This is a genomic window from Pantoea sp. GCM10028869, from assembly GCF_042666835.1.
Lineage (GTDB): Bacteria > Pseudomonadota > Gammaproteobacteria > Enterobacterales > Enterobacteriaceae > Pantoea > Pantoea leporis.
In genome coordinates this window covers 880,599-905,342 of the sequence record NZ_JBHTGO010000001.1, presented here as the reverse complement: position 1 = coordinate 905,342, position 24,744 = coordinate 880,599, and the positions used below count along the sequence as shown (strand labels likewise).

Sequence of the window (24,744 nt, the reverse complement as noted above, 5' to 3'; positions counted from 1 at the left end):
TATGGTGGTACAGCACAAAAGTGGGGGTGATCGACCTGAAGAAAAAGTCGATCACCATGGGTAAAGGATGTTAAAAAGTGTTCACCATGTCCCCGAACACCTGTCTACCATGTCCCCGGACTGTACACCCGCAAGCGGGAGAGGGAATAATTAGGTGGAGAGAATGGTTAGGTGGGCGCGGTCGGCCCCCCTCTCCCGCGCGCGGGAGAGGGCTGGGTGAGGGGCAAACCTCACCAACTTATAACGAATAACGCGCCATCGGCGCCACAGCCTTAATCACGCCATTACCTTTCATATACTCACCAAACGCCTGATAGCGCGTCCGATCAAACGCCGCACTGTGCGCGGCGAAATATGGCAGCGTGGCCTGCCACGCCTCGTGATTGAGCGGCGTATTCAGCTCGGGATAATTTTCGATAAACGCCTGCCACGCTTCCTGCGGATGCGCGCGTAGCCACGCCACGCCGGCATCCAGGCCACGTAAAAACGCCGGGATGCGTTTGTCCTGCGCGGCAGTTTTCTGGTTTGCCAGGATGATCAACTCATCATAAGCAGGCACGCCGTAATCTTCCGGCTTGAACACCGTTGGTTGCGCGCCTTTGTCTTTCAGATCCAGCAGCTCATAGTTACGGAAGATGGTAATCGCGCCATCAATCTTGTGCGTTAGCAACGCGGAGGTGCCATCCATATTCAGGTTGATAAGCTTCACCGAGTCAGCATCAACGCCCTGCGCTTTTAGCATATTGCGGATCGCCACGTCTTCGGTGCCCGGCACCGCGTAGCCGATGGTTTTGCCAGCGAAATCCTTCAGCGAGTGAATATCGTCTGACACCGTGGTCAGCGTATTCAGCGGCTGATTAATCAACGTGCCGACGCGGATCACCGGCACCTCTTTATCCACCAGCGTGTAGAGCTGCGGCTGGTAGCTGACGGCGAGATCGACTTTGCCCGCCGCCAGCAGCAGCGGCACGGACGCGGAATCGGCGGGCGCGATCATCTCCACATCCAGCCCCTCTTTCTTAAACGCGCCGCTGTGCTGGGCAGCAAAAATCGCCGCGTGATTGGGGTTGATAAACCAGTCAAGCAGCAGGCGAACTTTCTCCGCCGCCTGCACGTTAGCGGTCGCCAGCAGCAGCAACGCGGTCAATGCCATTCGTAGGGTTTTCACGGTATTTCCTTAAGTAGATTGCCAGAGGATTTTCTTGCGCATCAGCGCCACGCTGCCCGAAAGCAGCAGCGCCAGAACCAATAACAGCAGCAGCGCCGCGAAGCTGGTGGCGGTTTCGAGTCGCGCGTTGGATTGCATCATCAGATAGCCGAGCCCTTCGCTTGCGCCGACCCATTCGCCAATCACCACGCCAATCGGGGCCAACACCACCGCCATCTGCAGGCCGGAGAAAAACTGCGGTAACGCGGCGGGCCAGCGCACGCGCCAGAAGATGCGGAAACGCGATGACGTGGAGGTTTGCGCCAGCTCCAGCCAGCCGACCGGCGTACGGCACAGCCCATCAAACAGTGACAAGCACAGCGGGAAGAACAGGATCAAAGCCGCTACCACCACTTTTGAGGCGATGCCAAAGCCGAGCCACAGCACCAGCAGCGGCGCGAGGGCAAACACCGGGATTGCCTGGCTGGCGGTGACCAGCGGAAACAGCACGCGACGCAGCAGCGAACTGGCGGCCATCAGCACCGCCAGCGCCACGCCCGCACCGACGCCCAGCAGCAGCGCCAGTACAATTTCCGCCAGCGTATAGAGCGCGTGATGCCACAGCAGTTGACGATGCAGCCACAGCGCCTCCAGCACCGCCTGTGGCGCGGGCAGCAGGAAACTCGGCACGCCGCTGTGACGCGCCAGTAACCAGCCGCACAGCAGCACCACGATCAGGTAGATCGCGCTAAACACTGTTTTCATGGGTATTCAGTCGGGAGAAGAGTTGCGCCTGCGCCTGCAGGACGTCGGGATGATCAAACGGACGCGGCGCGTCACCGCTAGCAACCGGCCAGCTTTCGATAGCCAGCGGCTGGCCTTGCAGCAGCAGAACGTCATCGGCCATGCGGCACGCTTCCAGCGGATCGTGCGTCACCAGCAGCACAGTTTTGCCCCGCAGTAATCCGGCGGTCAGCGTTTGCAAACTGAGTTTGGTCATCACATCCAGCGTGGCGAAGGGTTCATCCATCAGCACCACGTCGCGCTGCGCATAAAGCGTGCGTGCCAGCGCCACGCGTTGCCGCATGCCGCCGGAGAGCTGATGCGGGGATGCATGCGCCACGTCGCTGAGTTTTACCTGCTCGAGCAGCGCTAGCGCACGTGGGCGATCCGGCTTGTCGCCGCTGAGCCGCGCCGACAGCATCACGTTGTCGAGCACCGTCAGCCACGGATACAGCAGATCCTGCTGGCCCATCCACGCCACGTTGCCGCTTAAGCGATGCACCGCGCCCTGCTGCGGCTGGAGTAAACCGGCCACCAACCGCAGCAGCGTACTTTTGCCGATGCCGCTGCGTCCCAGCATTACCGTGGTTTTGCCACCGCGCAGTTGCAGATTCAACCGCTGACACAGTGGTTTATCGCCCCAGCTAAAACTCACATCGTTGAACAGAATGTCCTGATTCATGGACGATTGGCCGCCAGAATCGCCAGCTGGTGAAATCCGCGCTGCGCCAGTGCGCTGGCGGCTTGCGCGGCACGGATGCCGCTAGCGCACACCAGCACAATGCGCTGCTGGGCGGGCGGCTGCCACGCGGCGATCGCCTGCGGCAAGATGCGCTCAACGCCATCCGCCACGCTGACCGGCGCTTCTTCACAGCTGCGCAGTTCGACAATGCAGTCATCGGCGGCCAGCATTTGCAGGTCGATAAACGGCACCGCATATTCCGGCTCTTCAGCATCATCAAAGCGGAACTGGCGGAAGTGCCAGTTCACAAAATCGCAATTCACCAGACAACCGAGCGGCGATGGCGACAACTGCAGCAGCACGCTGAGCGCCATCTGCGCCTGCATCGCGCCGAGCGTTGCCACCGCCGGGCCCATCACGCCTGCGGTGTTGCAGTTCGCGGCCGATGACGGCAAGCGCGGGAACAACGCGCGATAGCTCGGCGCGCCGCCACAGAATCCGCCGACGTAACCATGCCGCCCCAGCACCGAGGCGCTGATCAGCGGCATGCCCGCTTGCATGCAAGCATCGGAAAGTTGGTAGGTGACGGCAAAGTTATCGGCGGCATCGATCACCAGATCGCATCCCGCCAGCGCCTGCTGCAGATTACTGGCGCTCAGCGACTGTTGCAGCGCCTCGATTTGCACCTGCGGATTGCGCTGCTGCAAGGCGTGCTGCGCGCGCAGCACTTTCGGCTGGTCGATATCCTGCTGCGTAAACAGCGTTTGCCGATGCAGGTTATGCAGCGCCACCACATCGTCGTCATACAGCCGAATATGGCCGACGCCCGCGCCCACCAGCTGCGGCAGGAGCGTGGCGCCTAATCCGCCCGCGCCCGCCACCAGCACGCGCGCGTTAAGTAGCTTTTGCTGCCCGGCTTCGCCGATTTCCGCCAGCATCATCTGGCGTTGATAACGTTGCATTTTTGCCGTCCTTAACTCAGATTTGCCAGGCCGAAGATCGGCGTGGACGCGGCTGCCATATCGCGCTTCTCCATCAGTCCGGCAGCGCGCGCGGCTTGTCCGGCTTCAATCGCCAGCCGGAAGGCGTTGGCCATGCCGATTGGATCGCCGGCTTTGGCGACGGCGGTGTTGAGCAAAATGCCATCGAAGCCCATTTCCATCGCCTGCGCCGCCTGCGACGGCGCGCCAATGCCCGCATCAATGATCAGCGGGATGTCGCTGAACCACGCACGCATGGCGCGCAGGCCATCGATGTTGCGCAAACCCTGGCCGGAACCAATCGGCGCGCCCCACGGCATCAACAGTTCGCAACCTGCTGCCAACAGTTTTTCGCCAACGATCAGATCTTCGGTGGTGTACGGAAATACCTGAAAACCCTCTGCGCAGAGGATGCGCGCGGCTTCCACCAGCGCGAAAGGATCCGGTTGCAGCGTGTCGGCGTGACCAATCACTTCCAGTTTGATCCATGCGGTGTTGAACAGTTCGCGCGCCATGTGCGCGGTGGTGACGGCCTCTTTTACCGTGTGACAACCGGCGGTATTCGGTAACACGCGGATGTTGAGCCCGGTCAGCAGTTCGCGGAATGCCGCGCCCGCCGCGCCTTCGCGCCGCAAACTGACGGTGATGATGTCGGTGCCGGAGGCGGCAATCGCCTGCTGCAAAATAGCGGGCGAAGGATAGCCAGCGGTGCCGAGCAGGAAGCGTGATTGAGGTTCAAAATCGTAAAACATCGCTTAACCTCCCTGCATCGGTGACAGCACTTCGAGCTGGCAACCTTCATCTAGCCGCTGCGTGTCGTACTGACTTTTTGGCACAAACGCACCGTTGTAGGCGGTGGCGACGCAGGCCACATCAATTTGCTGCTCGATCAGCAATTCGCTCAGGCTTGTTGCCTGGGTGCTGATGGCGCGGCCGTTAAGCTGAATATTCATTGTTGAGTTCCCCAGAAATGCGTTGCATCAGCTGCTCTGCCAGCATTGGCGCCAGTAGAAAACCGTGGCGATACATGCCGTTGAGATAAAAGGTGTGATTGTGATAGTGGATTTCCGGCAGATTCGCCGGATAGGCCGGACGCAGCCCGCTACCGCTCTCAATCACGCGCGCTTCGGCTAAGGCGGGATGGATGGCGTAGGCGGCGCTGAGTAACTCCATCATGGCGCGCGCGCTGATGGCGCTGGCATCGTCGCTCTCAATCATGGTGGCGCCGAGCATAAAGTGGCCGCCGCGACGCGGCACCAGATAGCAGGGAAAACGCGGATGCAGCAGACGAATCGGGCGGGAAAACTGCACTTCATCGCTGTGCAAAATCAGCATTTCGCCGCGCACCGCACGCAGGCGCGGCAGTTGCGGCGCGGCGTGGATGCCGCGACAATCGATAATCTGACCGCTCGGCGCGTGATTGCTGAATGACACGCCGCGCGCGATCAGCGCGTCACGCATCTCCTGCAACGCCAGACGCGGATCGAGATGCGCTTCCCCGGCGAAAAACAGACCGCGCGCAAAGCGCCCTTCCAGCGCCGGTTCAATGTCGGCGGGGTCGACCCATTGATGCTGCTCGGTCATGCGGGCGAAACGGTTGAGTTCCTGGCTATCGCGCGGCGGCGCAACCACCAATGTGCCCTGATGCTTGACGCTGCTGACGCGCTGTTGCCACCACGCGGCGGCGTGTTGCCCAACAGTGATAACATCGCGCGGCGCGCTTTCGGCTTCACACCAGGGCGCCAGCATGCCGCCAGCAAACCACGATGCCGGGCGGCGCGCGTCATCGTCCATCACCTCAACGTCTTCACCGCGTTCCGCCAGTAAAGTGGCTACGCATAGGCCCGCCACGCCGCAGCCAAGCACGCTCCAGCGGCTCACAGCGCCGGATCCAGGATGTTCAAACAGGGGGAATTCACATCGGCCTCTCAGTGTTAGCTGAGACCCGCAGATACAGGAGAAGGGAAATGGCGCGTCCATCGAGATTGTTTGAGCGCCAGACAGCCCAAAAAACAAGACTGTCAGTCTTCCTACGCCAGTATCAACTGGGTCAGGTTCAAAGGGTCGCTAAACCGCGCAGTGCGCTATTAGCCTCTCAGTCTCTTTGGCGAGACTCCCCCGACGCGTCTATTTGTATTGCAGGCGATGGTCGCCGTCAAGCGCGGAATAACCGGATGCTTTACGTGGCATTTAGCATCACGGCATTTATCGCTACTTAGGTTTTGTGGATCACAAACGTAACATATGGTATACAAACACATTATTTTATGCGCAAGAAAACATTACAGGTGATGTCGGAATAACCATGAACAATATTAAAATTGCATTTATTAAAGCCGGCTGGCACAAAGAAATTGTCCATAATGCCCTGGTGGGTTTTGAAAAAGAATTAGCCGATCAATCCGTAGAAGCACAATTAAAAGTGCTGGAAGTGCCTGGCGCATTTGAAATGCCGCTGCTGGCTAAGCGTCTGGCCGAAACCGGCAAATACGATGCGATTGTCTGCGCTGCGCTGGTGGTTGACGGCGGTATCTATCGCCATGATTTCGTTGCCGCTGCGGTGGTTGATGGCTTGATGAATGTGCAGCTGACCACCAACGTACCGGTGTTCTCCGTTTCATTAACGCCACATAATTTCCAGCCGGTTGATGTGATTGAAAACTTCTATACCGAGCATTTCATTAAGAAAGGCAAAGAAGCGGCACGCGCGGTGTTAGCGATCCATAATTTGTCGATTGATTGATGCATTAAAAAGGGAGCACCTCTTCAGGCGCTCCCTTTTTATTTATGATGACCTTCAACGGCTCATTTTCAGAATAGTGCTAATCATCTCGTAAAATAGTCTTACGAATAAAGTATCAGCTATTCGTCATTAACGCTGTGGATGATTCACTTCCAGCGGACGCAGATCAAACACCAGCACTTCCGCATCATCACCGTTAGCGAACTGCAGCGCGCTTTCGTTGCGAACGCGTGCACCGTCGCCCTCTTTGAACTTCACGCCGTTCACTTCGATGCTGCCGCGAGCCACGTGAATATAGGCGTAACGATCGGCATCCAACGCGAAGGTTTGCTGCTCGACACCGTCGAACAGTCCGGCATAAACGCGAATATCCTGACGCACGCTGAGTGAACCGTTATCCCCTGCCGGCGAAATAATCAGGCGCAGCTGACCGCGTTTGTCACGTTCCGCCACTGAAATCTGCTGATAACCGGGAGGCGAATTACGTTCGCCAGGCACAATCCAGATCTGCAGGAAGTGCACGTTGTCCGTTTTCGAGTGGTTAAACTCGCTGTGCGTGACGCCGCTGCCGGCGCTCATTAGCTGCACATCACCCGGCACAATCACCGAACCAGTGCCCATGGAATCTTTATGCTCCAGCGCGCCTTCCAGCACGTAGGAGATGATCTCCATGTTGTTGTGCGGATGCGCACCAAAACCGCGACCCGGTGCAACGCGGTCATCATTGATCACCAGCAAATCTGAGAAGCCGGTTTGTTTTGGATCCCAGTAACTGGCAAAAGAGAACGTATGATGCGAGTTCAACCAACCGTGGTCACCCACTCCGCGTTGTTCTGACAGGCGTTGTTCAATCATGGTCTGCTCCTCAAATTTGCTGTTGGGGGGCGATTGCCCTTCCCGTTGCAAACAAGTATACGTAAACTGATTTGCCTAACAATGCGTCAAAATGACAATGACTGTCACCGATAAGTGGACAATATGCAGATTGAAGATCTCCGTATTTATGTAGCCGTCATCAAAGCCGGCAACTTCACCGCTGCCGCCGAACAGCTGATGCTGTCGAAGCAGTATGTCAGCCGCCGCATCGCCGCGCTGGAGGAATCGCTTGGCGCGCGGCTGCTGAATCGCAACACGCGGAAGTTGTCGGTAACCGATAACGGCCAGCTGTTTGCGCAGCACGCGCAGCGCATTCTTGATGATGTGCAGGAAGCCGAGCTGGCGGTATCGGGGCGTCGTCAGGTGCTGCAGGGCAGCTTCCGCCTGAGCGTGCCGATGTCGTTTGGTATCAGCCATTTGTCGCCGTTTATTGCCGAGTTTCTCAGCCAGCATTCGGGTTTGCAGTTTCAGGTTGAACTGGCGGATCGGCATGTCGATATGGTGGGTGAAGGATTTGATATGGCGATTCGCATCGGTACGCTGCCAGATTCGAGTTTGATCGCCAGGCGACTGGGCGAGTTTCGCCGCGTGATCTGCGGCAGCCCTTCCTACCTGCAGGGCGCAGGCGCACCGCGAACGCCGGAGGAGCTGAGCGAACATTTGTGTCTGCGCTACGGGCGCGAAAGCCAGACCGGCTGGGAACTGTTTAACGGCGACCAGCGCAAAGTGATTAGTGTGCATGGGCCGATGGTGAGTAATAACGGGGAAATGCTGCGCGACGCAGCAGTGGCCGGATTGGGTCTGATTATGCTGCCAGAGTTTATTGTGGCACCAGCGCTGGCGAGCGGTGAGCTGGTGAAGGTGCTGGAAGAGTGGCAGCCGACCTCGCTCCATCTCAATGCGCTCTATCCGCAGCACCGTCAGCGCAGTGAGATCAATCGGGTGTTTATGACATTTTTGCAGCAGAAGTTGGCGTAATAATTAATTACCCTTGCGGCGCGATCTATTGCGCATATTAAGGGCGGCAATGTGCCCAGCCCGGCAATACGTAATATATCGCGCCGCTACGGTAGGTAGGGTGTTAATGACTTTCGTGCGCGAAGGTAATCGATTTACGGCGCGCATCGCGCATCGCCACCGCGTGGATCAGCAGACCCAACACCGCCAGAATCGCGCCCACCCAACCGGTGGATTGCCATCCCAGACCAGCGGAAATGGTCACGCCGCCCAGCCATGCACCGAGCGCGTTAGCGAGGTTAAACGCCGAATGGTTCATTGCCGCCGCCATGGTTTGTGCATCACCGGCAACATCCATCAAACGGATCTGCAACACCGCCGCCAGCGCCACCATGGTGCCCACCAGCATGACGTTGATGGCACCTGCCAGCGCATAATGCGCGGCAAATACGAAGGCGCTGAGCACCAAAAATGACCAGATCAGCAAAATGCGGATGGTCTTTTCAATGCCGCGATCGGCCAGACGACCGCCAGCGATGTTACCGATGATCATGCCTAAACCAAATAACGCCAGCACCGCCGGGATCCAGCTCACCGGCATCTGCGCCAGTTCGGTCATGGTCGGCTTCACGTAGCTAAACACCGAAAACAAACCGCCGCTGCCCACCGCGCCAATCGCCAGCGTCAGCAGTACCTGTTTGCGCGTCAGCGCCGACAATTCGCGCAGCGGGCTGGCATTTTTGTCGCCCGCTACGTTTGGCACCCACAGCCAGATCAGCAGCAAGGTCACCAGCGCCAGACCGCCGACAATGGCAAAGGCATCGCGCCAGCCAAACCATTGGCCGATAGCGGTGACGGCGGGCACGCCGAGTAAGTTGGCGATGGTCAGGCCGAACAGCACCATCGAGACCGCTTGCGCGCGTTTGCGCCGTTCAACCAAACCGGCTGCGACCAGCGCCGCCACGCCGAAGAAGGTGCCATGTGGGAAACCGGCGAGGAAACGCGCCAGCAGCATCGAGTAGTATCCCGGCGCTATGGCGCTCAGCAGGTTGCCGGCGGCAAACAGGCCCATTAGCGTCATCAGGAAATTACGACGTGAAGCGCGCGCGCCCAGCACCGCCAGCAGCGGCGCACCAATCACCACGCCCAGCGCATAGATGCTGATGAGATGCCCGGCCGAGGGGATCGATACGTTGAGACCTTTGGCTGCATCAGGCAGCAGTCCCATAATGACGAATTCGCCGGTACCAATGGCAAAGCCGCCGGTGCCGAGCGCGAACAAAGCTTTTAGCACGCTCTGACGCGGCAGCGATGCCTCATCCGGCAGCTGAGTAAGTTGGGGTTGTACTGATGACATGAGTTTTCCGAACCGCAAGTGAAGAACTCAGTCAGGATCGTGATTGCCTGAAACAATCATCGTCAGGACTGAGCAGAGTGAGCGGCTTATGATAGCGCAAAATCCCGCTTCCGTAGCGGCGCAATTCATTGCGCGATAAATCGCGCCGCTAAGGAGTATGCGTATTCTGCAGCGCCAACAGCGCTGCGCCCATCATGCCGCCGTGATGCGCGAACTCACCTGGCACCACCAGACGATGTGCGGTGCGGCGTAATACGTAACCCTGCACCACCTCATCTAACGCCGCGATCAGCGGAGCCACCGATGCCAATCCGCCGCCCACCGCCACGCGCGACGCGCCGGTGATATTGATGGTGTATGCTAGCGGCTGACCGACAATTTGCAGCCATGCCTGAACGGTTTGCTGCGCCAGCGCATCCTGCTGCTGCCAGCATTCGATAATCTCAACGCTGCTCGCCGTGCGGTCATGTAACGTCTGATGCATATTTTCCAGCCCGCGCGCACCGCCGTAGCTGTCGAGACAGCCCTTTTGCCCGCATGGACACGCCTTACGCGGCAGTCGCCGCGTGACGCCATCAATCTCCACTTCGGTTAACGTGATCGGCCCATGTCCCCATTCGCCGGTCAATCCGTTTTGCCCGGTAATGATGCGGCCATCTGCCACCAATCCGCCGCCAACGCCCGACCCCAGAATCGCGCCAAACACCACTTTGTGACCTTTTCCCGCGCCCGCCAGCGCTTCCGCCAGCGTGAAGCAGTCGGCATCGTTATGCACAATCACCTGGCGTTGCAGCAGCGCGCCCAGCTCGTTCGCCAAACTGTGCTGGTGAAACGCGGGGATATTGCTGGCAAATATCTCGCCAGTTTCGGGTGCCACAATGCCCGCGGTGGAGATCGCTACCGCACTGCTGGCGGTAAACTGCAGGTGATGCTGGGCTATCATGCGACGTACCAGCGCGGTGAAATCGTCCCAGCTGGTAGCCGGAATTTTATGCTGATCGAGCAGGATTAATTGATCCTGCGCATTCATCACGCCTAGCTTGATAAAAGAGCCGCCCAGATCGAGGCAAATCACCGCAGATTGTCTTCTCATAAACGTTTATCCATCACATCACGCAAACCGTCGCCCAACACATTGAAGCCCAGCACGGTAATCAAAATCGCCAATCCGGGGAAGAGTGACACATAAATATTCAGGCCAAGGAAGTTGCGCCCATCGCTCATCATGGTGCCCCACTCCGGCATCGGCGGCTGCACGCCTAAACCGAGGAAGGACAAACTGGCGGCGGACAGCACCACCGCGCCCGCCGTCAGCGTGGATTGCACAATCAGCGGTCCAATTGAGTTGCGCAGAATGTAGTGCGTAATGATGCGCGGATAGCGCACCCCGAGCATATGCGCCGCTTCGATGTACTCCATGTTCTTCAGGCCCAGCGTCAGGTTGCGGCTCAGACGCGCATACACCGGAATCGAAAACAGCGAAATGGCGATCAGCATATTGGTCAGTCCTTCGCCGAGCACGCTAACGATCAAAATCGCCAGCACGATGCCGGGAAAGGCGAAGATGATATCCATTACCCACATGATCAGCGCATCCATCTTGCATCCCGCTAAGCCGGAAATGATGCCGAGCGGAATACCGATCACCATGGAGATCGCGACGCTGAGGCTCACTTCAAACAGCGTGATACGCGCGCCGTAAATCACGCGCGAAAAAATATCGCGGCCATAATCGTCGGTGCCAAACCAGTGCGCGGCCGATGGCGCTTGCAAGGTGTTGAGCAGATCCTGATCCACTGGATCCCAATGGGTAATCAGCGGAGCCAGCGCAGCAGCGAGCACCACCAGCAGCACTAACGCACCGCCGATGGCAATGGACGGATTTGCCAGTAAAGTGCTGATCAGGTGTCGGCTGCGCGAACGCGGCGGCAGCACGGAAGTATCAATGCTGTTCATCAGTCGAACCTTATTTTTGGATTGAGCAAGCCAATCAGGATTTCGCCCACCAGATTCATCAGCACCACGCCAGTCACGGCCACCAGCGTCACGCCCTGAATCACCGGATAATCGCGGTAGCGCACCGAGTCCACCAGCAAGCGGCCAATGCCCGGCCAATTGAACACCGATTCAGTGACCACCGCGCCGCCAATCAAGCTGCCGAAGTTGAGCGCCACAATGGTGACAATCGGGATCAGTGCATTTCGCAGCGCATGCTTCCAGTTAATGCTGGCGGAGGATAATCCCTTGGCTTTGGCGGTACGGATGTAATCCTGACTCAGCACATCCAGCATGCTGGAACGCGTCATGCGGGCGATCATCGCCATCGGCAGGATTGCCAGCGTAACCGTGGGCATGATGTAGTTTTTCCACGAATCGGCGCCCAGCAGCGGTAACCAGCCCAACTCGACCGCGAAGTAATTCATCGCCAGTAGCGCCAGCCAAAAGTTGGCAATCGACGCACCGGCAATGGTCAGCACCATCACGATTTGATCCGGAATACGCTGGCGATAAATGGCGCCGGTCATGCCCGCCGGAACACCTATCGCAATCGCCAGCAGATACGCCAGCGCCGCCAGCGATAAGGTGTACGGCAAACGCTCGCTGATCTCCGTCATCACCGGACGCTGCGACTGCAACGACAAGCCAAGGTTGCCGTGCAGCGCTTCCGCCGCGAACCTGACATATTGCAGCGGCAGCGGCTGATCGAGCCCCAGCCGCACGCGCATACTGTCCACCGCTTCCTGCGGCGCTTCCGGTCCCGCCATTAGCCGCGCCGGATCGCCCGGCAGCGCGCGGATGGCGATAAACACGATAATCGACACGCCGAAAATAATTAACGGCAGCGAAAGCACCTTTTTTGCGACGTACGCTTTCATATCACATCAGCCATGAGGTTATTGCTTCACTGCGTCGCGCACGACGATTTGTCCGCCCGGCTGCATAACCACGCCGCTGATATTTTTACGTGCGGCATAGAGATCGTCCTGATAGAACAGCAACACCTGCGGCGCTAATCCGCTGATCTGTTTTTGCGCCTGGAAATAGAGATCTTTGCGTTTGGCATCGTCGAGTGTGGATGCGCCGGTATCGATCAGATCATCGGTTTGCTTGTCGCTGAAGAAGCCCAGATTGGCCCCGCCCGGCGCAAAGCTGCTGGTGTGATACAGCGGACGCAGCTGCAGATCCGAGCCATATAAACCGGAAGACCAGGACGCCAGCACTGCATCGGTGCCCTGCGCGGCTTTCTCTTTGCCATCAGCAAATGCCGCTTTGGTCCACACGCCGCTCTCCATCTGGCGCACGTTAAGTTTCACGCCGATTTTGCCCCACATGCCCTGCAGCACTTGTGCGGTACGCGCATCCGGCGCCTGCACCGCAATCGACATCGGGAAACCGTCGGCGTAGCCCGCCGCTTTCAGCAAATCTTTGGCTTTTTGCAGATCGTACGGATAGTCATGCAAGCTTTTGTCGTAGTTGGGATCGACCGGTGCCAACGCGGAGTTTGCCGGTTGCGCATAACCAAACATGATGGCTTTCACCAGCGCCTGCTGGTCGGTGGCGAAATTCAGCGCCTGACGCACGCGCACATCGCTCAGCGCTTTGCTTTGGGTATTGAGATCGACCCAGAACACCGCCGCGCCCGGCGACTGTTTAAGATTTACGTTGGCGTTGTTTTTCAACATGCCGGCAAACTGCGGCGGCACCGGGTTAATAATATCAACCTGACCCGATTGCAGCGCCATATTCATCACCGAAGGCTCGCTGCTCCACGTCCATTTAATTTCATCGGGCCCGGAAGATTTTCCCCAATAGTCGGGATTCTTTTGTTCAAGTACATATTCACCGGATTTGTACTGCACCAGTTTATAAGGCCCGGTGCCGTCGGCTTTATTGTTAATACTGCCCGCCTTGTCCGCTTTTGGGCTCACCATTAATCCTGGGCCGGAGGCTAAAACAGTTAAAAAAGCCGGATTAATTTTTTTCAGCTGAAACGTGACGGTAAGTTCGTCTTTTTTCTTCACGTCCTGAATAAAGGTGCGAATTTTCCCACTACCCGCTAAACCGCGCTGCGTATTTAAATGACGCTGGAAGTTTTCCACTACCGCATCGGCATTAAAGGGCGTGCCGTCGTGGAATTTCACATTGGGTCGCAGGGTAAAGGTCCAGTTAAGTCCGCTGTCATCGGATGTCCAGGATAATGCCAATGCCGGAATGATTTTGCCGTCATCACCGAGACGGGTCAGGCCTTCGTACATTGGGTCCAGCACCGTGCCGGTAAAGGTCGCGGTTTGGTTGCCAGGATCCATGCTGCGCGGTGGTTCGTTCTGCATGATCACCAGCTGGCTGGCAAAAACGGAGGCGCTCGCCATCGACGCCAGTAAACAGCCAGCCAGCGTCAGTACCTTGAAATGCTTATTTTTGCTTTCCATGAAGGCCCTCAATGAATCATTGAAATGATCGGTGAATGAACGCTCGTCATTTTCACCACGCACATTCGGTAGCGGCGCAATTTATTGCGCAATGAATTGCGCCGCTACGGAATGTACGCGAATCGATAATGTCATCCATCGTATTTGACAAGCTTGCCGCTATATAAGCCACACTCACTAAACAAAAGCCAATAGGTTGGTTCATATAATTTACTTATAATCAGATCTACATTCAGAAATTTAACTAAATAGCGTTGTATTTGTTTTCTGTCCTTATTATTGTCAGCGCATAGTGCTAACGCTGTGAGAACTTCAATGCTCAATGCCCACCAGCAACAAATTCTGCGCTTACTTATTGCGTCGCATGGCATGAGCCGCACCGTGCTTGCGGAAAAAATGAAATTAAGCAAAGCCGCAATTAGCACGCTGGTGAAAGAGATGCTGCAGGCCGGATTGCTGGAAGAGAGTATTCCGGAATCCAGCGGCCAGGGTCGCCCATCGGTGTTATTAAAAATGCGTGCCGACAGCGCCTATTTTCTCGGTGCCTCGCTGCTGGACGAACGCGTGGTATTGGTGCTGATTGATATGCACGGCCGCACGCTGGCCGCCACCCAGATGCCGTTGAATCTCGATCCGCCGCAGCTGGCCAAAACCATTGCAGCGGCGATCCCGGACCTGATTGCGCAGAAATCAATTACGCAGGATCAGCTGATTGGCCTGGGCGTGACGCTTTCCGGCTTTGTCGATGAACATCAGGCGATTTGCGTGCAGTCGGCGCTGCTGGGCTGGAAGAACGTGCCGCTGGCGGAACTGCTGAAACAGCAAACCGGGCTGGAAGTGTCGTTAGAGAACGATGCCAAAGCGCTGGCGGTGAGCGAGAAGATTTTCGGCGTGGCAAAAAAGACGCGCAACTTCACCCTGATCTCGCACGGTGACGGCATTGGGTCGGCGCACTTCTTTCAGGGCCAATTGCATCGGGGGGCGCACGGCGCTGCCGGTGAAATCGCCCACTGCACCATCGAGCCCGGCAGACGTCCCTGCCGCTGCGGCAAACGCGGCTGCCTCGATACGCTGGCCTCGTTAACCGCCATCCGCGAAAGCGTGCGTGATAAAGCGCTGGAGTGTGAATCGATTACCGAACTGGAAGCGCTGGCGGTGAAAGGTAACAGCGCGGCGATTGCCATTTTGCATCAGGCCGGTCATGCGCTGGGCTTATCCATCGCCAATATTATCCAGATGAACGATCCCGAGTTGATTGTGATTGCGCATCAGCCCAATGCGTTCGATGGATTGCTAAAAACCGTGGTGATGCAGGCCATCGACAGCCATGTGCTGCCGTCGATTATCGGCAAAACACCGATCGCCAGCATGGTGATCAACGAAGAGAGCTGGGCCAGAGCCGCAGCCAGTGTGGCGGCGTATCGTTTTATCATTCATTTACCCGACTAGCGGAGGCTGCTATGCGCATTGCTTTTGGTGGAATTCATACTGAGTGCAGTACTTATAATCCGGTGCTGAATTATGCCGACGACTTCCGCATCGTGTGCGGGGATGAACTGACCACCAATCCTTATTTCGCCTTTTTGCAGGATTATGATGCCGAGTTTCTGCCGACCTTTCACGCGCGCGCCATCGCCGGTGGTCCGGTGGCGCGCGTCACCTACGACGATTTTAAGCAGGATTTCCTGACGCGCCTCGCGGCACATTTGCCGGTAGATGGCGTTTATCTCGCGATGCACGGTGCGGTTTATGTTGAAGGTATGGAAGATGCCGAAGGCGACTGGATCAGCGCCACGCGCGAACTGGTCGGCGCGGAGTGCCCGATCACTGTTAGCTACGACCTGCACGGCAACGTTACGCAACGCATCATCGATGCCATTGATATGTTCTCGACCTATCGCACTGCGCCACACATTGATGTGGAAGAGACTATGCGCCGCTCGGTATCGATGCTGGTGAAAAGCCTGCAAACCGGCGTCAAACCCGGCGTGGTGTGGGCGCCGATTCCGGTGGTGTTACCCGGTGAACGCACCAGCACCGAAGATGAACCGGCGAAAAGTTTGTATGCGCGTTTGCCCGCGATAAACCAGCTGGAGCACATCTGGGATGCGTCGCTGATGGTCGGTTACGTCTGGGCCGATGAACCGCGCGCTACCGCCGCCGCGATCATGACCGGCACCGATGCCGATGTGCTGGCGGAACAGGCGGCTAAACTGGCGCTGGCTTACTGGCAGGCGCGCGATGAATTTAGTTTTGGCTGCGTCACCGGCAGCATTGAAGAGTGCGTCAGCATGGCCATCGCCAGCGAAACCGCGCCGGTGATTCTGGCTGATTCTGGGGATAATCCCACCGGCGGCGGCGTCGGCGATCGCGCGGATGTGTTGGCGGAACTGATTCGCCAAGGTGCGCAGCAGGTGATCGTGGCTGGTATCACCGATAAACCGGCCACTGACGCGGCCTTTGCTGCTGGCGTTGGCGCAAGCTTAACGCTGAATGTTGGCGCTTCACTCGATCCGGCCGGCGGCAAAGTGCAGGCCGAATTTGTGGTGAAACATCTCAGCGATGATGCGCGTTCGCTGGCGAAACAGGCGCTGCTGCAAACCGGCGGCATTACGCTGGTGGTCGCCGACCGTCGCCGTCCTTATCACAACCTGGCGGATTTCGCCCTGCTCGGCCTCGATCCCGCAGCGGCCAAAATCGTGGTAGTGAAGTCCGGTTATCTGTCGCCGGAGCTGGCACCCCTGGCCAATCCCAACCTTATGGCGCTGTCGGAAGGCGTGGTTGATCAATATGTGGAACGCTTAACTCGCAAGCGCAAATTGCAGCCCGCCTATCCGTTCGATACCGATTTCACTTATCTGCCGGTTAGCCACTTATCGGCACGCTTTATGGCAGCGAAATGAACGCGCCCGCTTCAGCAGTCGAACCGGTGCTGCGTATCGAAAATCTGACCGTCGCCTTTCGCGTTGAGGATCACTGGCGCGAGGTGGTCAAGAACCTGTCGCTCACCGTTAATGCCGGTGAAACGCTGGCGATTGTCGGTGAATCCGGTTCGGGGAAAAGCGTCACCTCGATGGCGATCATGCGCTTACTCAACATGCGCCACGCGCGCGTCAGCGGCAAAGTGCTGCTGAACGGCGTCGATCTGCTGACGCTGAGCGAATCCGCCATGCGTGACATTCGCGGCAATGCGGTGGCGATGATTTTTCAGGAGCCGATGACCAGCCTGAATCCGTCGTTCACCATCGGCAATCAAATTGCTGAAGCGCTGATCAATCACCGCAAAATCAGTAAACGCGTCGCGCGTGAAGAGACCATTCGGCTGCTGGAGAAAGTGCGTATTCCCAACGCGGCGAAACGCTTCAATGATTATCCGCACCACTTTTCCGGCGGCATGCGCCAGCGCGTGATGATTGCGATGGCGCTGGCGCTGCGGCCAAAACTGCTGATTGCCGATGAACCGACCACTGCGCTGGACGTCACCATTCAGGGGCAGATTCTTGACCTGATCAAGACGTTGCAGGAAGAGGAAGGCACGGCGGTGCTGTTTATCACCCACGATATGGGCGTGGTGGCAGAGGTGTCGGATCGCACGCTGGTGATGTATCAAGGCGATGTGATGGAAACCGGCACCACCGCCGCGATTTTTTCCGCGCCCGCTGCGGATTACACCCGCACGCTGATTGCGACCGTGCCGCAGCTTGGTGCGATGCGCGGCATTACTGGACCGCGTAAGTTTTCCTTTGACCAGCGCGACGCATCTGAGACCAACCCTGTATCGACATCGCAGCAGCCGCTGCTGTCGGTTAAAAATCTCAGCACCCGCTTCAGCATCCACGAAGGCGTATTCAGCCGCAAAACCGGCGCGGTACATGCGGTGGAAAACATCTCGTTTGATCTGATGCCGGGCGAAACCTTGTCGCTGGTCGGTGAATCGGGCTGTGGAAAATCCACCACCGGACGTTCGCTGACGCGCCTTGTCACACCTGACGCGGGCGAAGTGGCCTTTGATGGTTACGACGTGCTGAATCTTTCTGTTCATGAGCTGCGCACTTTGCGCCGCGCCATGCAGATGATTTTTCAGGATCCATTTGCCAGCCTCAATCCGCGCATGTCGGTGCTGGAAGCGCTTACCGAGCCTTTTCTGCAACATCGTTTAGGCAGCAAAACCGAGGCGCGCACGAAAGCCGCCTCGCTGATGGAGCGCGTCGGGTTATCCGCTGACATGATGAAACGCTATCCGCACGAATTTTCCGGCGGCCAGCGCCAGCGTATCTGCATTGCTCGCGCGCTGATGCTCGATCCGAAAATGATCATCGCCGATGAATCGGTGTCGGCGCTGGATGTCACGGTGAAAGCGCAAATCATCAATTTGCTGCTCGACCTGCAACAGAGCCTCGGCTTGTCGTATCTGTTTATTTCCCACGATATGGCGGTGGTTGAGCGCATCAGTCATCGCGTGGCGGTGATGCTGCTGGGTGAAATCGTCGAGATCGGCCCGCGCGCGGCAATATTTGAAAATCCGCAGCATGATTACACGCGTAAATTGCTGTCGTCGGTGCCGGTGCCCGATCCGGCGCGCCGTCATGTGAAGCGCCAGATTGACATCAGCGAGCTGAAAAGCCCGGTGCGTGCATTGGGATTTGTGCCCGAAGCGCGACGTTATCGTGAGGTGAGTGAGGGGCATTGGGTAATGGAATGACTGCTTTTTACAAAGCGTACACGCTGTAGCGGCGCGATTTATTACGCATGAAGTTTATGCACCAATGCGCGATATACCGCGCCGCTACGATTTGTGCGGCTCTAAACTATCATCCCCAAATCCAACATCTTCCCGCCGCTAAAACTCCAGTCTTCGGGCTGGGTTTGCTGGATGATGATCATTAAATCATTGGGATCGAGATTGAGCCGCTGTTGCAGCCGTTCACTCAACACCCGATAGGTTGCCCGCTTCTGTTCCGCGCTGCGCGGTTTGCCTGCCACGATGTTCAGCAAAACATAGCGATCGCTACGACCACCGCTGAGATAATGGCGATCGTAGATAAGGCGCGGCGCCGCCAGCGATTCAATCACCTGAATGCGTTGCTGCCCGCGGCGGGAAATATGGGCATCGCACTGTGTCAGCACAATGCAGCAGATGGTGCGCAGCAGATGCTGGCGCAGCTTACGCGGCGTGCGGTGGCAGGCTATATTCATCACAGTGAGGTTTGAACGGCTTAGATGCATTGTGCTAGCGGGTAAAACATCCATTGCTGGCCAGTTTCTGTCCTGCTCGTTAAAGTTAAATACAACCTTCTGCCGCTATTTTTCAGGCAGAAGGTTTTTCACACATTATTCTTTCATGCATAACAAGCAAAATACCGCTCGGCTGTTGGGATAATGCGTGTGGAAATATTGCCAGGCATGGTCAGGAGAATAAAATGATCCCATGAACACACGATTATCATAGGCAGGAGCCAGGCGGCAACTATCGCGGTGTAGATTGCAGCACCCTTCTGTATCTGCCTGACTAAAGACATAAAAATCCGTGATGCTTAAGTTCATCCGCTACTCCTCATGGGCAGAGATAAATACTAATTAATAAAAATCTTTAAAATCGCCCGTTGCGGATACTATTTGTACACTTTTTAGTAATCAGCCCAAAATGGGCCATAAAATAATTATAGTCTTCGTGGAGTCGGCTGTCTTTAATTAAAAATAAACTTATTTAAGCCGAACGTAATAAAAGAGTAATTCAATAACTATTATTTAACCCTTTTTGTCGCTGCGCTTAATAGGGCCAGTATTTACTGTTAACGGCGGTCATCACTTATAAATTCGCGCTAAGATTTATCTTAAAAAAATGAAATTCATTTCTGGTCAATTAAACTTAAGTAAACTTAAATTAAGCCACCGGAGATAATATCATGCTCAGTTATACTATCCGTATCGAATTGAAAGAACCCACCGCTGGCGCGCAAATTGAATTGCTCTATGCGATGCTTGAGAATGGTTTCGCGCGTAGCTTGGTGTGCGAGAAAGGCTACACTTATGTGTTACCCACCAATGAATACGTTTATGTAGGCAGCGAGAATATAAGGAGTTTAACCGACCGGGTGGTGACTTTGGTGAGCGAGTTCAGTGAGGATCCTTCGGTGATGATTACTCAATCCGCCGCAAGGTGCTGGTCAGGTTTACGCGGCGTAAACGTCGCTTAATAGCGAAGATAAACGCCCTCTGCCCACTACGAAGGCGTTTATCCTTTTATTTAAATAAACTTAAAATATAATTAATTAGCCCGGATAAATACCGCGATCTTTACGTGCCAGTAAAATACGTTCGCAGGCAACGATATAAGCGGCAGTGCGCAGCGAGCAGCGCTTTTCGGCGGCCTTGTCCCAAACGTGAACCATGGCTTCGGTCATGATGCGGTCCATACGCTGGTTAATCTCATCTTCGCTCCAGAAGAAACTCGCCATATCCTGCACCCATTCGAAGTAACTCACCGTTACCCCGCCAGCGTTACAGATTACGTCTGGCACCACCTGCACGCCGCGACTCGCGAGCATATCATCTGCATCCGGATAAGTTGGGCCGTTTGCCCCTTCCAGTACCAGTTTGGCACTAATAACTTCTGCGCGCTCGCGGGTAATTTGTCCTTCCAGCGCCGCCGGGATCAGAATATCCATGGCGGTGGTCCAGAACTGCTCTCTGTCGATCTCTCGCGCGCCAGGGAAGCCAGCAATCTGTTTATGTTCGATCTGCCATGCAGTCAACGCGGCTAAGTCAATACCGCCTTCGTTGAGTAAGGTTGCGGTGTGATCCTGAATCACCACCACACGCGCACCGGCTTCGGCGAACAGACGCGCGGCTTCGCTACCGACATTACCAAAGCCCTGCAGCGCCACGCGTGCGCCTTCAATGGTGATATTGGAGCGTTGTGCCACTTCCCGACCGGTAATAAATACGCCACGCCCCGTCGCTTTCTCACGCCCTAACGAGCCGCCAAGATGGATCGGTTTACCGGTGACCACACCGGTAATGGTGGTGCCGTGATTCATGGAGTAGGTATCCATCATCCACGCCATCACTTTGCCATTGGTGCCGACATCGGGTGCGGGAATATCTTTCTGCGGGCCAATAATCAGGCCGATTTCACTGGTGTAGCGGCGGGTTAATCGCTCCAGTTCACCTTCAGACAGCGAGTGCGGATCGACACGGATGCCGCCTTTGGCGCCGCCATAAGGCAGGTTAACCGCCGCACACTTGATGGTCATCCAGGCGGATAGCGCCATCACTTCATTCAAATCGACAGCAGGATGGTAACGCACGCCCCCTTTGCCCGGCCCGCGTGAGAGATTGTGCTGTACGCGATAGCCTTCGAAGTGGCGAATCGAGCCGTCATCCATCTGCACCGGGATGTCGACAATCAGTGCTCTTTTGGGGTGACGCAGGGTTTCTATCCAGCGAGACAATTCACCAAGATGAGGCGCAACACGGTCAATTTGGCTCAGGTAGGTAGTCCAGGGAGATGTACTGCTTTCAGAAGCGTAAGATAACTTTTCCATGAGAAGCCTGTAGGTTCAGAGTTATTTATATTGAAAAGACGTGGAAAGGTAATGCATTGCACTAGACGGAAAGTAATTTAACACCTTTTCAGACAAGCGGGTCAGGCCAAATAAGAGGGGTTTAACTTTTTCGACACAAAAATGCCTGAATAAATGAATAACTAAGCATTAAAAAAGAGCCACATATGGCGCATATCCATGCATTAATTATGCACTTAATTGCATAAATTTTGATTTTATCCCTATTTTTCAGTTCTTTGATGGTCATCAAAAAGTGAATAAACTGTTATTTTTCCGCATTGACTTTGTTAACACTCGCCACCACGATGAGTAAAACCCAGCTGGAAACCTCCATCATGAATTAGCGTTTTATTAATTTCGTTTTTCTTTCATCTATTTAAACGTGCCTCTTTAAGGTTCAACCCATATTTGCCATTGATGCTTGCGGGCAGGCATCGTCATGCGTCTTTTCGCCAGACTGAAGGAATCATTGTGTCTAACAAACCTACACAAGGGCAGATTCAGCCTGCTCGGGCTCACGACGCCCCGCAAAAACTGCAGCGAGGGCTGAGCGAACGCCATATTCAGATGATCGCGCTGGGCGGATCGATCGGTACCGGGCTGTTTATGGGCGCGGGACGCAATATTGCGGTAGCCGGAACCTCGATATTAATCATCTACCTATTGGTGGGTTTTTTTAGCTATATGGTGATGCGGGCAATGGGGGAAGTGCTGCTTAGCCGGCTCGACTATCGCTCGTTTGCCGATTTTGTCAGTGATTATCTCGGCCCCAAAGCCAGCTTCTTTCTCGGTTGGTCGTACTGGCTAAGTTGGGTGGTGACCTGCATCGCCGATGTGGTGGTATGCGGCGCGTATATGCAGTATTGGTTCCCGGAAATGTCGGCGTGGATACCCGCGTTATTTACCCTCGGTATTTTGTGTCTGTTTAACATGTTGTCGGTGAAGGCTTTTGGTGAAGCTGAATTCTGGTTTGCACTGATCAAAGTGATCACCATCATCGCGCTGATCATCACCGGCGGATGGATGGTATTTACCGGCTGGACCTCGCCGGATGGCGTTAAAGCCTCGGTGCACAACCTCACCGATCCTGCGGTGTTCATGCCGCATGGCATCACCGGTTTTCTGGCTGGTTTCCAGATCGCGATTTTCTCTTACACCGGCATTGAGCTGCTCGGCACCATGACGGCAGAAACGCGCGATCCCGAGAAAATTTTGCCGCGCGCGATCAACTCTCTGCCGCTGCGGATTGTGATTTTCTACTTGCTCTCGATGATGGTGATCATCGCGGTGACGTCCTGGCAAGGGGTATCGCCGGATACCAGCCCGTTCGTGACGCTGTTTGCCAAAGCCGGCTTGCCTGCGGCGGCAGCGATCATTAATTTCGTCGCACTCACCTCGGCGATGTCTTCCGCCAATAGCGGCGTCTACTCCAGCACCCGCATGCTATACGGCTTGTCCGTCGAGAAGCATGCCCACTGGCAGTTTCGTATTCTTTCACGTACCACGCGTATCCCGCTGCGCAGCCTGCTGTTCTCCTGCTTCTGCATGCTGAGCGGCACCTTGCTGCTGTTCCTGGTGCCGAATGTGACAACGCTGTTCACCATCGTTTCGACGCTGGCCGCCATTCTGGTGATCTATTGCTGGGGAATGATTCTGGTCTCTTATCTGGTGTACCGCCGGCAGCGCCCGGATCTGCATCAAAAATCCAAATTTAAGATGCCCGGCGGCAGGATGATGGCGTGGGCAACGCTGATGTTCTTCCTGTTTTCAGTGGTGATCATGATATTTGATCCCGACACGCTCGCCGCGCTAGCCGCTTCGCCGGTGTGGTTCATTGCGCTGTGGCTGTGCTGGAAGATGAAGGAGAAGCGGAAAACGGCAGTGAAGGTCGCGGCATGATCAGGCCGCTACTTCATCAACACGTTAAACTGTGGATTGAACTCGTCGAAAATCGGCAGCGCGGCGGCACCCAGCGCGGCGGTATCGCTGCCGGTCATACCGATCTTTACGCGTGTTCCGGTGAGGTAGCGACCGCGCACTGACTGATAGAGCGGCGGCAGGCGACGCATGATTTTATCCAGCAGCACCGCAGGCATCATGCCGCCGATTATCACGCTTTCGGCATCGAAGATGCATTCCAGCAGGTTAATCGCCTGACGCAGCGGCGTTAACACGCTATCGATCCATTTATCGAACAGCGCCGGATCGACTTCCAGCAAATCTTCCGGCAAAGCGGTCATCGGATCGAGCCCGCAAAACTCGTACGCCGCCTGCAGTGAAACATAGCGTTCTAAACAGCCGTGGTTGCCGCAGTAACATTCACGTCCGCCCGGCTCCACCACCACATGCCCGACTTCGCCGGCGTTATGCGCATGGCCGCTATAGACGTGGCCATCCATGATGATGCCAGCGCCCAAACCGGTGCCGATGTAGAGATAGACAAACGAATTGAGCTGACGCGCGACGCCATGAAAGCGCTCACCAATTGCTGCCACCGTGGCATCGTTTTCCAACGTCACCGGCACGCCGCTCATCGCGGCGAGTTTGGCTTCGATGTCCACCTGTTCCCAGCCGTGCAGCGTGGTCGGCCCCATTGAAGAGATGCCCTCAACACCAAACGGACCGGGCATCACCACGCCAATGCCCAGCACTTTCTGCCAGCGATCGCCCAGCTGCGTTTTAATTTCGCTGAGCACGTCGGCGATGCACGCTAATGTGGCATCCGGCTGGGGCTTTTGTACCAGAATCAGGCGGCGAAAATGAATTTCGCCGGTGAGATCCACCAGCACAATCAGCAGCGTTTGGTGATCAAGATGGATGCCGATCGAAAAGGCGCTGGCGGGATTAAGCGTCACCGGAATTGCCGGTTGCCCGCGTCCTTGTTTGCGCGGCGCGCGACTGGTGAGCAGTTCGGCCTGCTCCAGCTCTGCCACAATATTTGACACGGTTTGCGGCGTCAGCGCGGTGAGACGAGCCAGCTCGGCGCGGGTCAATTCGCCGTGCAGGCGAATAGCTTCAATGATCACGCGGCGATTGTGCGCCCGTGCGTGTTCCAGATTGGTTCCCGACGTTTTCACCTTGCTCCCTTCCCTTTCGTCACCTGCGCTGCGAATAGCCGCATCAATATCCCTGATCGTACACACATTTTACAACCCTTTCAGGCAGGTGAATGATTGAGGTGGGGATGTCGATAATTTTAACCCTTGGTGACCATCCCAACG

The 24,744-nt window shown here is 56.2% G+C and carries 25 protein-coding genes and 1 riboswitch; of the genes, 8 read left to right on the top strand and 17 right to left on the bottom strand.

The window, feature by feature from the left end:
• Positions 1-74 (top strand): hypothetical protein (locus ACFQW4_RS04170; protein ID WP_225614602.1); only part of this gene is annotated, 74 nt, incomplete at its 5' end.
• 164 nt (positions 75-238) lie between these two features.
• On the opposite strand, the gene ACFQW4_RS04165 is transcribed toward ACFQW4_RS04170, so the two are convergent.
• From ACFQW4_RS04165 to ACFQW4_RS04135, 7 genes are read right to left on the bottom strand one after another with little or no spacing between them, the layout of a single operon-like run.
• Entirely contained in the window at positions 239-1,168 is a 930-nt protein-coding gene (locus tag ACFQW4_RS04165) for an ABC transporter substrate-binding protein (RefSeq protein WP_377723962.1), read from the bottom strand.
• Positions 1,169-1,177: 9 nt separating this feature from the next.
• Positions 1,178-1,912, bottom strand: a complete 735-nt coding sequence (locus tag ACFQW4_RS04160) for an ABC transporter permease (protein WP_377723960.1) — start codon at positions 1,910-1,912, stop codon at positions 1,178-1,180.
• Positions 1,896-2,612 (bottom strand): ABC transporter ATP-binding protein, encoded by a 717-nt coding sequence (locus tag ACFQW4_RS04155; RefSeq protein ID WP_377723958.1) that lies wholly within the window; start codon positions 2,610-2,612, stop codon positions 1,896-1,898. Before ACFQW4_RS04155 ends, ACFQW4_RS04160 begins: the two co-directional genes overlap by 17 nt.
• On the bottom strand, positions 2,609-3,574 hold the full coding sequence (locus tag ACFQW4_RS04150; protein WP_377723956.1) for a HesA/MoeB/ThiF family protein: 966 nt from the start codon (positions 3,572-3,574) through the stop codon (positions 2,609-2,611). Before ACFQW4_RS04150 ends, ACFQW4_RS04155 begins: the two co-directional genes overlap by 4 nt.
• A gap of 11 nt (positions 3,575-3,585) precedes the next feature.
• Positions 3,586-4,344 carry a thiazole synthase gene (locus tag ACFQW4_RS04145; RefSeq protein WP_377723954.1) on the bottom strand — a complete coding sequence of 253 codons (759 nt, stop codon included), beginning with the start codon at positions 4,342-4,344 and terminating at the stop codon, positions 3,586-3,588.
• A gap of 3 nt (positions 4,345-4,347) precedes the next feature.
• On the bottom strand, positions 4,348-4,545 hold the full coding sequence (gene thiS, locus ACFQW4_RS04140) for a sulfur carrier protein ThiS (protein ID WP_110866723.1): 198 nt from the start codon (positions 4,543-4,545) through the stop codon (positions 4,348-4,350).
• Positions 4,529-5,473 carry an FAD-dependent oxidoreductase gene (locus ACFQW4_RS04135; RefSeq protein ID WP_377723952.1) on the bottom strand — a complete coding sequence of 315 codons (945 nt, stop codon included), beginning with the start codon at positions 5,471-5,473 and terminating at the stop codon, positions 4,529-4,531. Before ACFQW4_RS04135 ends, thiS begins: the two co-directional genes overlap by 17 nt.
• Before the next feature lie 129 nt (positions 5,474-5,602).
• A riboswitch (TPP riboswitch) is annotated at positions 5,603-5,722 on the bottom strand.
• 175 nt (positions 5,723-5,897) lie between these two features.
• On the opposite strand from ACFQW4_RS04135, the gene ACFQW4_RS04130 reads away from it, so the two are divergent.
• Positions 5,898-6,335, top strand: coding sequence for a 6,7-dimethyl-8-ribityllumazine synthase (locus tag ACFQW4_RS04130; protein WP_007891239.1), 438 nt, complete (start codon positions 5,898-5,900; stop codon positions 6,333-6,335).
• 129 nt (positions 6,336-6,464) lie between these two features.
• Here the strand turns inward: ACFQW4_RS04130 and ACFQW4_RS04125 are convergent, their stop codons facing one another.
• A complete protein-coding gene (locus tag ACFQW4_RS04125) occupies positions 6,465-7,190 on the bottom strand; it encodes a pirin family protein (RefSeq protein WP_101761049.1) in 726 nt (241 codons plus the stop codon).
• A 123-nt stretch (positions 7,191-7,313) separates the two neighbouring features.
• On the opposite strand from ACFQW4_RS04125, the gene ACFQW4_RS04120 reads away from it, so the two are divergent.
• The gene (locus tag ACFQW4_RS04120) at positions 7,314-8,189 is read left to right on the top strand and encodes a LysR family transcriptional regulator (protein WP_101761050.1); all 876 of its coding nucleotides are present in this window, start codon (positions 7,314-7,316) and stop codon (positions 8,187-8,189) included.
• 103 nt (positions 8,190-8,292) lie between these two features.
• Here the strand turns inward: ACFQW4_RS04120 and ACFQW4_RS04115 are convergent, their stop codons facing one another.
• From ACFQW4_RS04115 to ACFQW4_RS04095, 5 genes are all read right to left on the bottom strand, one after another.
• The gene (locus ACFQW4_RS04115) at positions 8,293-9,525 is read right to left on the bottom strand and encodes an MFS transporter (protein ID WP_101761051.1); all 1,233 of its coding nucleotides are present in this window, start codon (positions 9,523-9,525) and stop codon (positions 8,293-8,295) included.
• Positions 9,526-9,673: 148 nt separating this feature from the next.
• A complete protein-coding gene (locus ACFQW4_RS04110) occupies positions 9,674-10,618 on the bottom strand; it encodes an ROK family protein (RefSeq protein ID WP_377723948.1) in 945 nt (314 codons plus the stop codon).
• Positions 10,615-11,481 carry an ABC transporter permease gene (locus ACFQW4_RS04105; protein WP_377723946.1) on the bottom strand — a complete coding sequence of 289 codons (867 nt, stop codon included), beginning with the start codon at positions 11,479-11,481 and terminating at the stop codon, positions 10,615-10,617. Before ACFQW4_RS04105 ends, ACFQW4_RS04110 begins: the two co-directional genes overlap by 4 nt.
• Positions 11,481-12,401: an ABC transporter permease gene (locus ACFQW4_RS04100; protein ID WP_101761054.1), complete on the bottom strand. Its 921-nt coding sequence runs from the start codon at positions 12,399-12,401 to the stop codon at positions 11,481-11,483. Before ACFQW4_RS04100 ends, ACFQW4_RS04105 begins: the two co-directional genes overlap by 1 nt.
• Positions 12,402-12,419: 18 nt before the next feature.
• Positions 12,420-13,955, bottom strand: coding sequence for an ABC transporter substrate-binding protein (locus tag ACFQW4_RS04095; RefSeq protein WP_377723943.1), 1,536 nt, complete (start codon positions 13,953-13,955; stop codon positions 12,420-12,422).
• A 315-nt stretch (positions 13,956-14,270) separates the two neighbouring features.
• Here ACFQW4_RS04095 and ACFQW4_RS04090 point away from each other — a divergent pair, with 315 nt between their 5' ends.
• From ACFQW4_RS04090 to ACFQW4_RS04080, 3 genes are read left to right on the top strand one after another with little or no spacing between them, the layout of a single operon-like run.
• Positions 14,271-15,404, top strand: a complete 1,134-nt coding sequence (locus ACFQW4_RS04090) for an ROK family protein (protein WP_377723941.1) — start codon at positions 14,271-14,273, stop codon at positions 15,402-15,404.
• 11 nt (positions 15,405-15,415) lie between these two features.
• Positions 15,416-16,858, top strand: a complete 1,443-nt coding sequence (locus ACFQW4_RS04085) for a M81 family metallopeptidase (RefSeq protein ID WP_377723939.1) — start codon at positions 15,416-15,418, stop codon at positions 16,856-16,858.
• The gene (locus ACFQW4_RS04080; RefSeq protein ID WP_377723937.1) at positions 16,855-18,657 is read left to right on the top strand and encodes a dipeptide ABC transporter ATP-binding protein; all 1,803 of its coding nucleotides are present in this window, start codon (positions 16,855-16,857) and stop codon (positions 18,655-18,657) included. Before ACFQW4_RS04085 ends, ACFQW4_RS04080 begins: the two co-directional genes overlap by 4 nt.
• A 101-nt stretch (positions 18,658-18,758) precedes the next feature.
• Here ACFQW4_RS04080 and ACFQW4_RS04075 read toward each other — a convergent pair whose 3' ends face one another.
• Positions 18,759-19,151 (bottom strand): tautomerase family protein, encoded by a 393-nt coding sequence (locus ACFQW4_RS04075; protein WP_377723934.1) that lies wholly within the window; start codon positions 19,149-19,151, stop codon positions 18,759-18,761.
• A 135-nt stretch (positions 19,152-19,286) separates the two neighbouring features.
• Positions 19,287-19,499, bottom strand: a complete 213-nt coding sequence (locus tag ACFQW4_RS04070) for a hypothetical protein (protein ID WP_101761059.1) — start codon at positions 19,497-19,499, stop codon at positions 19,287-19,289.
• Positions 19,500-19,861: 362 nt separating this feature from the next.
• Between ACFQW4_RS04070 and ACFQW4_RS04065 the strand changes: the two genes are divergently transcribed.
• Positions 19,862-20,152 (top strand): hypothetical protein, encoded by a 291-nt coding sequence (locus tag ACFQW4_RS04065; RefSeq protein WP_377723931.1) that lies wholly within the window; start codon positions 19,862-19,864, stop codon positions 20,150-20,152.
• 75 nt (positions 20,153-20,227) lie between these two features.
• On the opposite strand, the gene ACFQW4_RS04060 is transcribed toward ACFQW4_RS04065, so the two are convergent.
• Positions 20,228-21,502: a Glu/Leu/Phe/Val dehydrogenase gene (locus tag ACFQW4_RS04060; RefSeq protein WP_110866711.1), complete on the bottom strand. Its 1,275-nt coding sequence runs from the start codon at positions 21,500-21,502 to the stop codon at positions 20,228-20,230.
• Between the two features lie 492 nt (positions 21,503-21,994).
• Between ACFQW4_RS04060 and ACFQW4_RS04055 the strand changes: the two genes are divergently transcribed.
• Positions 21,995-23,422 carry an amino acid permease gene (locus ACFQW4_RS04055; RefSeq protein ID WP_377723929.1) on the top strand — a complete coding sequence of 476 codons (1,428 nt, stop codon included), beginning with the start codon at positions 21,995-21,997 and terminating at the stop codon, positions 23,420-23,422.
• Between the two features lie 8 nt (positions 23,423-23,430).
• On the opposite strand, the gene ACFQW4_RS04050 is transcribed toward ACFQW4_RS04055, so the two are convergent.
• Entirely contained in the window at positions 23,431-24,600 is a 1,170-nt protein-coding gene (locus ACFQW4_RS04050) for an ROK family transcriptional regulator (RefSeq protein ID WP_377723927.1), read from the bottom strand.
• Between the last annotated feature and the right edge of the window lie 144 nt (positions 24,601-24,744).

Bases quoted from the DNA above. Each gene is read 5' to 3' on its own strand.
- ACFQW4_RS04080 (WP_377723937.1), top strand. From the start codon at position 16,855: ATGAACGCGCCCGCTTCAGCAGTCGAACCGGTGCTGCGTATCGAAAAT.
- ACFQW4_RS04110 (WP_377723948.1), bottom strand. From the start codon at position 10,618: ATGAGAAGACAATCTGCGGTGATTTGCCTCGATCTGGGCGGCTCTTTT.
- ACFQW4_RS04145 (WP_377723954.1), bottom strand. From the start codon at position 4,344: ATGTTTTACGATTTTGAACCTCAATCACGCTTCCTGCTCGGCACCGCT.
- ACFQW4_RS04105 (WP_377723946.1), bottom strand. From the start codon at position 11,481: ATGAACAGCATTGATACTTCCGTGCTGCCGCCGCGTTCGCGCAGCCGA.
- ACFQW4_RS04130 (WP_007891239.1), top strand. From the start codon at position 5,898: ATGAACAATATTAAAATTGCATTTATTAAAGCCGGCTGGCACAAAGAA.
- thiS (WP_110866723.1), bottom strand. From the start codon at position 4,545: ATGAATATTCAGCTTAACGGCCGCGCCATCAGCACCCAGGCAACAAGC.
- ACFQW4_RS04125 (WP_101761049.1), bottom strand. From the start codon at position 7,190: ATGATTGAACAACGCCTGTCAGAACAACGCGGAGTGGGTGACCACGGT.
- ACFQW4_RS04070 (WP_101761059.1), bottom strand. From the start codon at position 19,499: ATGAACTTAAGCATCACGGATTTTTATGTCTTTAGTCAGGCAGATACA.
- ACFQW4_RS04120 (WP_101761050.1), top strand. From the start codon at position 7,314: ATGCAGATTGAAGATCTCCGTATTTATGTAGCCGTCATCAAAGCCGGC.
- ACFQW4_RS04160 (WP_377723960.1), bottom strand. From the start codon at position 1,912: ATGAAAACAGTGTTTAGCGCGATCTACCTGATCGTGGTGCTGCTGTGC.
- ACFQW4_RS04085 (WP_377723939.1), top strand. From the start codon at position 15,416: ATGCGCATTGCTTTTGGTGGAATTCATACTGAGTGCAGTACTTATAAT.
- ACFQW4_RS04155 (WP_377723958.1), bottom strand. From the start codon at position 2,612: ATGAATCAGGACATTCTGTTCAACGATGTGAGTTTTAGCTGGGGCGAT.
- ACFQW4_RS04150 (WP_377723956.1), bottom strand. From the start codon at position 3,574: ATGCAACGTTATCAACGCCAGATGATGCTGGCGGAAATCGGCGAAGCC.
- ACFQW4_RS04060 (WP_110866711.1), bottom strand. From the start codon at position 21,502: ATGGAAAAGTTATCTTACGCTTCTGAAAGCAGTACATCTCCCTGGACT.
- ACFQW4_RS04095 (WP_377723943.1), bottom strand. From the start codon at position 13,955: ATGGAAAGCAAAAATAAGCATTTCAAGGTACTGACGCTGGCTGGCTGT.
- ACFQW4_RS04115 (WP_101761051.1), bottom strand. From the start codon at position 9,525: ATGTCATCAGTACAACCCCAACTTACTCAGCTGCCGGATGAGGCATCG.
- ACFQW4_RS04100 (WP_101761054.1), bottom strand. From the start codon at position 12,401: ATGAAAGCGTACGTCGCAAAAAAGGTGCTTTCGCTGCCGTTAATTATT.
- ACFQW4_RS04090 (WP_377723941.1), top strand. From the start codon at position 14,271: ATGCTCAATGCCCACCAGCAACAAATTCTGCGCTTACTTATTGCGTCG.
- ACFQW4_RS04075 (WP_377723934.1), bottom strand. From the start codon at position 19,151: ATGAATATAGCCTGCCACCGCACGCCGCGTAAGCTGCGCCAGCATCTG.
- ACFQW4_RS04065 (WP_377723931.1), top strand. From the start codon at position 19,862: ATGCTCAGTTATACTATCCGTATCGAATTGAAAGAACCCACCGCTGGC.